We start from the raw sequence: 7,554 nt of genomic DNA, 5'->3' as shown, positions 1-7,554 counted from the left end.
AGCATCGGCTTGCGTGCCTCGATCTTGTGATTGCCCCAGGTCAGGAAGGGATCACCGGCAGCCCAGGGATCGCTGAGGAACCACACGGCACCGGGAACGAGCGGCTCGAAGCGCTGGTTCGACGGGAACTGGCGCACCCGGCGGAATTCCGGCAGGTAGCCATAAAGCTCTGGAATCTTGCGCGCATCGTAGTCCCAGACGCTCAGGAACGAGGTGCCACGGACGTCCGGCGAAGCGGCGAAGAACACGGCCTGCCGACGCAGCTCGTTCTCCAGCCCCTTGAAGACCTTGCGATCGGCACGGCCGGTGCTGTTCACCTCGACCCACTGGAAGTTGTAGTGATATTCGAGCTTGCCGCTGGCGCCGATGTCCTTCTGCTCGATGACGTAAGCAGCAGCATCGTTACGGCCGATGTTCATGGCCATGTTGCACCAGACCTGCTTGGCCTCCGTCGGATTGACGAAGGGCAGACCGCCCTGCCAGCGCTTGCCGTTTTCGTCGACAGCGTTGCCGTCGGCATCCCACTTGGCCTTGTGACCGGACTTGATGTCGGCAATGGTCGCTTCGTAGTAGTCGCCGTTATCCAGATCGCGTGGATTCAGCGTCGGTGCCTTGATCCGGATCTTGCGACCCTCCACACCGGTGATCTGCTCGTAAGCGCCCGGATCCAGCAGGTGCTTGACGTGCTCGACGTTGTCCTTGGTGATGTAGTCGCCGACCTTGACCTTGCCCTTGCTCTGGGTCTCGATCGACAGCAGCTCATCCGGATAAGCCTTGCTGATGTCGTTGATGTCCTTCGCGTAGGCCTTGTCGAGCGGCATCAGCACGCCAGAGCCGAGACCGTAAGCCACAGACTGCATCATCTTGCGGCGACCGTAATCTACGTCGTACTTTCTGATTCTGAACATGTCATTTCCTCATCACTTGAAAGCGTCCGATCAATGCCCGGGGACGATAAACCGGTGCCCCTTTTTATTTACTGGCTAGCAAGGCGGAACCGTCTTTGCCTGCGTCCATAGGGTGCGATGCATCCCCGCTGCTCTCTGCTACATATTGGGAGAGATCGATACCCTCGCCGATCATCAGATCGGTGCGGGTTGCGAACTTCGGTTTGATCAGCCACACCAGCAGCGGCAGCATGATCAGCGCAAGCACCATGTTGATGAGCATGATCGCGGCCAGCAGCAATCCCATGTCGGCCATGAATTTCAGGTCCGACAGGAAGTACCAGGGCAGGATGCCGACCAGCATGATCGAGGCGGTGAACATGATCGCCTTGCCGGTCGTTGTCATCGAAACGGTGATCGCTTTGTCCCAATCCTGGCCCTGCGCGTGGTATTCCTCGCAGATACGCGACAACAGATAGATGCCGTAGTCGATACCGACACCGACACCCAGCACGGTCACCAGCACCGAGTTGATGTCCAGGCCGATGCCCATCAGATGCATCGTTGCCAGCAGATAGAAATTCGCCAGCAGCGTCGGAACCAGCAGGATGATCGCGGCGACTGCCGAGCGGTAGGCATAGGTGGCAATGAGGAAGATCGCCGCGCAGCACAGGCCGACCAGAATCCAGTGATAGCGCTCGACGACACTGTTCATGGCCTGCTGCAAGGCGATCGTTCCGGACGCGAGACGGACGCGGATGTGCTCGTGTTCGACGCCTACCGCCGCAACGGCATTGCGCGCGGTTTCCAGCGCGCCATCGACGGTGGCCTGCTTGTTGTCGCGGTAGAACAGCGAGACCGTCGAATGCTGGTAATGGAAGTCGGTCATGTCGGCGAAGTTCAGCGGGTTCTGGCCGAAGGCCACAGCCGTGGCAGCCGCACCGACTGACTTGTCGCTGGGATCGACCGGCAGCCAGCCCGGATAGCCGCCCGAGTAGAGTCGGTTGCCCTCGTCAATGACGTCGGAGAACGAGCGCGTCACGCGAGCCGGGAATGGACCGCTCTCGGCCGCTCTCTGAATTTGCTTCGAGAGTTGATAGGCCTCCAGGGTGCGCGCCGCGCGAACCTGCGCATTTTCAGGATCTTTCGACTCGAGGATGATCTCCAGGGAGTTCACGCCAGGGAAGTGGTCGTTGATCTCGCGGACCGCGGTGTTGAAATCCGACTTCGCCCACAGCAGGTTGCTGCCCTCAACGGGATTGCCGATCGCAATCCGGCCCGCCAGCACGATCGCGGCCGTCGTGACTGCGGTCAGCACGATCAGAGTCATTTGAGCCCGGGTGCCATAGGTGAGCTTGGCCATCCCCAGCAGCAGGATCTCCTGCAACCTGTGGATGCCCTTCTTCGGCGCACCGCCAACGATGGCGTCGATGTTCTTCGGCGGCGGCAGATAGGACAGCAGGATCGCGATCAGCATGACGCCGGTCGGGATCAGGTAGACCGCCCACATGCCGCAGAACAGCGCGAAACGGCGCATCGCGGGAATCGGTGCAACGCCGATCACGAAGATCGCGATCACGTCGGTCATGATGCCGAGCACGCTGGGCGCCATCATCACGGCCAGCGTCATCTCCGAAGCCTTCACCCGATTGCGGACGTGGGCGTAGATCTCGTAGTAGCGCTCGGTGTACTGGATGCAATGCGAAAAGGAGCGCGCGACCAGCAGCAGCGGCACCACCATCAGCAGCGGCTCGATCGGCGAACGAAGCCAGCCGACCATGCCGAAGCCCCAGATCGCCGCGACGAAGCTGCAGACAATCGGGACGACGATGCCGGTGACATTGCGCATGTAGAAGGCCAGCGCCAGGACCAGCAAGGTCAGCGTCACACCGAAAATCATGTAGGTCTGCTTCTGCAGCTTGTAGACCCAGCCGGTCAAGATGGGCTGGCCAACGATGCTGAAGGCATGCTTGTCGTCGGTCGCGGCCCGCGTCAGGTCGCCGATCGATGCGAACACCTTGGCATAGTCGAGCTGGTCGTCCTCACGGAACGATAGACGCAGCAGAGTCGCCGTCTGGTCGGCCGACACGAGAAAGGCGCGGGCCACGGGCGAGCGCTCGACCTTGCGTTCGAGATCCGCGAGGTCCTTGGGATTTGTCGGCACCTCGTTGCCCATCAGCGGCTGCATCTGGATGCCGTCGGCAGTCGCCTCGGCGTAAGTCGCCTTTTCGGTCGTGATCGACAGAATGCGATCGTGATCGATGCCGGGAATCAGATCGACGTCACGGGTCAACGTCCAGACCTTCTGCAGCGTGTCGGCGTTATAGATCTTCTGGCCGTCAGTCCGCTTCAGCATGATCGTGACGGTCAGCGGATCGCCGAAATTCGGGTGATCGCGATACGTCTGCACGAAGGGATCATCGGCCGGCAGCAGATCGGCGAAGATCGTCCGGATGTCCAGCCTCGGCAGACCGGCAGCAAAGGCCAAGGTCACCAGAATGAAGAAAATGCCGACGCTCTTGCGCCGATTAACAATCCATGCAGCCAACCGGAAGCGGAAATTATCCATTAGCGGCAGACGACCTCGCTCTTGCCGGCGCCGGAAAGGCACTTGACTACGATCGCGGGGGAATTTTCACCGGCGCACATCACAACTGCCGGACTGCTGCCGACGAGCGGATTCAACATGACTCCTCCTCCTGATGGTGATTGGGCCGAATTCCCGATCCGGCTCTTTTGTGCGCGGCCCAGCTGCGGCCTTCTTGGGGATTAGATTATTCGGAGGTGGTTCCGCGACGCTTGACGGCTTGTGCAATTTCGCTGTCCCCGAGTGCACAACATTCAGCACTGGACTGCCTACTGCTCAAGCGAGCTTTGCGGATACGATCCACAGCCAAAGGAAACAGCGGCCACGAGATGAACTCCGCTGCTTGCTTGGCGCCCTCACTGAGCCGCGAAGCAAGAGCTCTGGCTCGAGCAAGCCTCCGCCCGAACAGAATTACCAAGCCGTCATATATTCGGTCGCAGCGCAGCAAAGCCCATCGGCGAAGGAGCGCCGAGGACTGGGGATTGACCGTACTAGAACGCGCATGACGCGGAGTGCAATGTGACTGTTGTTGCGTGCATATCGCCTCGCAGACCGTTGCCGACGCGGCTGGCCCGTGCGAATACTCGTCGCTCAACAACTGATCGGGCTGCTGCCTTTTCGCCACCGGCACTGGGCAGCAGAATTCCGAAGAACACCGAGGAGCACGCCCATGGCCGTTTTGAATCGTCTTGACTGGTATGACATCGCGCGCGACACCAACTGGACGCCCACGTACGTCGCCGAAAGCGAGTTGTTTCCCGAAGAGCTTTCGAGTGCCTTCGGCTTGCCGGCGGAAGTGTTCGAGGAGTACGACGAGCCGTACAAGACCACCTATCCCGAATACGTGAAGGTGCAGCGCGAGAAGGATGCAGGCGCCTATTCGGTCAAGGCGGCGCTCGAGCGCAGCAAGATGTTCGAAAACGCTTCACCGGGCTGGCTGTCCGTGCTCAAGCTGCACTTTGGTGCCATTGCCCGCGGCGAATATTCAGCGTCGAGTGCCGAAGCACGCATGGTGCGCTTCGGTCGCGCACCGGGCATGCGCAACATGGCGACCTTCGGAATGATGGACGAGATCCGGCACAGCCAGCTGCAGCTGTTCTTCCCGCACCAGTACGTCTCCAAGGACCGTCAGTTCGACTGGGCCTTCAAGGCCTACGACACCAACGAGTGGGCGATGATCGCCGCCCGTCACTTCTTCGACGATGTGATGGTCACCCGCGGCGCTGTCGGCGTGGCGCTGACGCTGACCTTCGCCTTCGAGTCCGGTTTCACCAACATGCAGTTCCTCGGCCTGGCGGCTGACGCGGCCGAAGCCGGCGACTGGACGTTCTCCAGTCTGATTTCGAGCATCCAGACCGATGAATCGCGCCATGCGCAGATCGGTGCACCGCTGGTGCAGATCCTGGTCAAGAACGGCAAGAAGGCGGAAGCGCAGAAACTGGTGGACATTTCCATCTGGCGCGCCTGGAAGCTGTTCTCGATCCTCACTGGCCCGGTGATGGATTACTACACGCCGCTCGAGCACCGGAAGCAGTCGTTCAAGGAGTTCATGCAGGAGTGGATCGTGGTGCAGTTCGAGCGCTCGCTGCTTGAACTGGGTCTCGACAAGCCCTGGTTCTGGGACGATTTCCTGCACGAGATCGACGAGCAGCATCACGGCATGCATCTCGGCGTCTGGTTCTGGCGGCCGACCGTCTGGTGGAATCCGGCTGCCGGCGTGGCTCCTGCCGAGCGCGAGTGGCTGGAGGAGAAGTATCCGGGTTGGAACGCGACCTGGGGCCAATGCTGGGATGTGATCACCGACAACGCGCTGGACAACAAGATGGAGCAGACGCTGCCGGTGACGCTGCCGGTGGTTTGCAATATGTGTCAGCTGCCGATCAACTTCACGCCGGGCCCGGCCTGGAAGACGCGCGATTTCTCGCTCACCTATGAGGCCCGCGATTATCACTTCTGCTCCGAAGGCTGCCGCTGGTGCTTCGAGCAGGAGCCGACCCGTTACCAGGATCACCTGTCGCTGGTCGATCGCTTCCTCGCTGGCCAGATCCAGCCACCGGACCTCGGCGGCGCCTTGAAGTACATGAACCTGGCGCCCGGTGAAATGGGCGAAGACGCGCTCAAGTTCGCCTGGCTTGACGAAGTTCGCGCCGAACGGCTCAAGAAAGCGAGCTGAGCAAGCCCGCCTCAAGACTGAAGACCGCAGGCGGAAGCGCTTGCGGTCTTTGCACGCACAACCCAAAGAACCCTACAGGGACAAGAGACCGATGGCTCTATTTCCACTGACGTCGAACTTCCAGGAAGACTTCGTCCTCCAGTTGCTCGCCGTCGATACCGAAAACAGCATGGATGAACTCGCCGCCGCGGCCGCAGTGCACTCGGTCGGACGTCGCGTGAAACCGCGGCCCGGCGTGCTGCGCGTGCGCCGACAGGGCACGGACGAAGCGTTCCCACGCAACCTCAAGGTCGGCGATGCCGGTCTGCGCCCGATGGAATGCGTCGAGATCTACTGGGAAGGCTCGGCCGGCAGCGTTCGCGCGCCGCGACACTGAGAACGGTCATGACGTTTCACAAAGTCTGCAAGCTCGACGACCTCTGGGAAGGCGAGATGGAAGCCTTCGATGTGGACGGCGAGGAAGTGCTCGTGGTCTGGCCAGTGGGTGGAGAACCCTGCGCCTTCCAGGGGGCCTGTCCGCATCAGGACATCCCGCTGATCGAGGGCAAGTTCGACGGCAAGACCGTCATTTGTCGCGCCCACCAATGGAGCTTCTGTGCCAACTCCGGCAAGGGCCTCAATCCTGATCACACCCAACTTGCCCGCTATCCGATCAAGGTCGAAAACGGCGAAGTGCTGGTGCAGATAGAGGGCATCAAGCCCCTGTTTTCCGCGACCTGAGGACGCTGACTTGAACGGCACCAGAAACGATATTGCAAACGCACATCTCAACAACCGGGTCGGTCCCGTGCTGCGTCAGGGAGCGCTGGCCAAGGCGGTGGCTGAAGCCGCCGAAGTCGACAATCCGGACAAGACCATCACCATTGACGACAAGGTCGCCTACGTCCGCATTTCGACCGAGGGCGAAATGATCCTGCGTCGTACGACGATCGAGGAAATGCTTGGAAAATCATTCCAGATGTACGAACTGGAAGTCGAGCTGAGCTCCTTCTCGGGTCGTATCGAGAATGGTTCCGAGCAAATTCGTTTCTATTTTGAAAAAACTCTCTAGGAGCTGTCATGAGCGAAGTTGAAATCCTGAAGCCGCTGAAGACCTGGAGCCATCTGGCTGCAAGACGGCGCAAACCCAGCGAGTACGAAATCGTGTCGGTCGCGCTGCACTACAACGACCGCCCCGGTTCGGCCGCGCCCTACGAACTGGATACGAAGCTGTTCATGAATCGCTGGTATATCCAGCATCGCAATGGCAGCCCGCTGAAGCACGATGACTGGAACGCGTTCCGCGATCCGGACGAGTTGATCTATCGCACCTATTGCCTGCTGCAGGACGGCCAGGAAACCTATGTTCATGGTCTGTTCGATCAGTTCAACGAGCGCGAGCACGACAAGGCGCTCAGCCCGCTTTGGGCCGGCACGCTCGCCCGGCTGTACGCCCCAGCGCGCTATCTGTTCCATACCATCCAGATGGCCTCCGCCTACATGGCGCAGATGGCGCCGGCGAGCACGATCAGCAACGTCGCAAGCTTTCAAGGCATGGACTCGTTCCGCTGGCTGAGCCACACCGCCTATCGCACCAAGGAACTGCAGGCCACGTTTCCGGACAAGGGTTTTTGCGTCAACGAACGGGCGTACTGGGAACAGGATCCGGCCTGGCAAGGGATCCGCGAGTTGATGGAAAAAGTACTCGTCGCCTACGACTGGGCCGAATGCTTCACGGCATTGAATCTGGTTGCCAAGCCGGCGATCGAGGAATGCGTGCTGCGTCAGCTCGGCAACGCCGGGCGACACAACGGCGACCTGTCCTTGAGCCTGCTGGCCGACGCGCAACTGATCGATGCCGCACGTCACCGCCGCTGGGCCACCGCGCTGGTCAAGATGGCGCTGGGTACCGAAGGCAATGCCGACGT

7 protein-coding genes are annotated in these 7,554 nt (G+C 60.6%); 5 read left to right on the top strand and 2 right to left on the bottom strand.

What is annotated here, in order from left to right:
• Positions 1 to 908 (bottom strand): DUF1329 domain-containing protein (locus QZY06_RS19860; RefSeq protein WP_295687443.1); only part of this gene is annotated, 908 nt, incomplete at its 3' end.
• A gap of 64 nt (positions 909 to 972) precedes the next feature.
• Positions 973 to 3,381: an MMPL family transporter gene (locus QZY06_RS19855; protein WP_295687441.1), complete on the bottom strand. Its 2,409-nt coding sequence runs from the start codon at positions 3,379 to 3,381 to the stop codon at positions 973 to 975.
• Between the two features lie 763 nt (positions 3,382 to 4,144).
• On the opposite strand from QZY06_RS19855, the gene QZY06_RS19850 reads away from it, so the two are divergent.
• From QZY06_RS19850 to QZY06_RS19830, 5 genes are all read left to right on the top strand, one after another.
• The gene (locus tag QZY06_RS19850) at positions 4,145 to 5,647 is read left to right on the top strand and encodes an aromatic/alkene/methane monooxygenase hydroxylase/oxygenase subunit alpha (RefSeq protein ID WP_295687439.1); all 1,503 of its coding nucleotides are present in this window, start codon (positions 4,145 to 4,147) and stop codon (positions 5,645 to 5,647) included.
• A 91-nt stretch (positions 5,648 to 5,738) separates the two neighbouring features.
• Positions 5,739 to 6,023, top strand: coding sequence for a toluene-4-monooxygenase system B family protein (locus QZY06_RS19845; protein ID WP_295687437.1), 285 nt, complete (start codon positions 5,739 to 5,741; stop codon positions 6,021 to 6,023).
• A gap of 8 nt (positions 6,024 to 6,031) precedes the next feature.
• Positions 6,032 to 6,367 carry a Rieske 2Fe-2S domain-containing protein gene (locus tag QZY06_RS19840; RefSeq protein ID WP_295687435.1) on the top strand — a complete coding sequence of 112 codons (336 nt, stop codon included), beginning with the start codon at positions 6,032 to 6,034 and terminating at the stop codon, positions 6,365 to 6,367.
• A 10-nt stretch (positions 6,368 to 6,377) separates the two neighbouring features.
• Positions 6,378 to 6,698 carry an MmoB/DmpM family protein gene (locus QZY06_RS19835; protein WP_295687431.1) on the top strand — a complete coding sequence of 107 codons (321 nt, stop codon included), beginning with the start codon at positions 6,378 to 6,380 and terminating at the stop codon, positions 6,696 to 6,698.
• Between the two features lie 8 nt (positions 6,699 to 6,706).
• On the top strand, positions 6,707 to 7,554 hold an 848-nt coding region (locus QZY06_RS19830), incomplete at its 3' end, for an aromatic/alkene monooxygenase hydroxylase subunit beta (RefSeq protein WP_295687430.1).

This window comes from uncultured Nevskia sp. (genome assembly GCF_903885465.1).
Taxonomy (GTDB): Bacteria; Pseudomonadota; Gammaproteobacteria; order Nevskiales; family Nevskiaceae; genus Nevskia.
The sequence above is the reverse complement of the archived record's forward strand: the minus strand, read 5'-3'. Positions and strand labels throughout refer to the sequence as shown.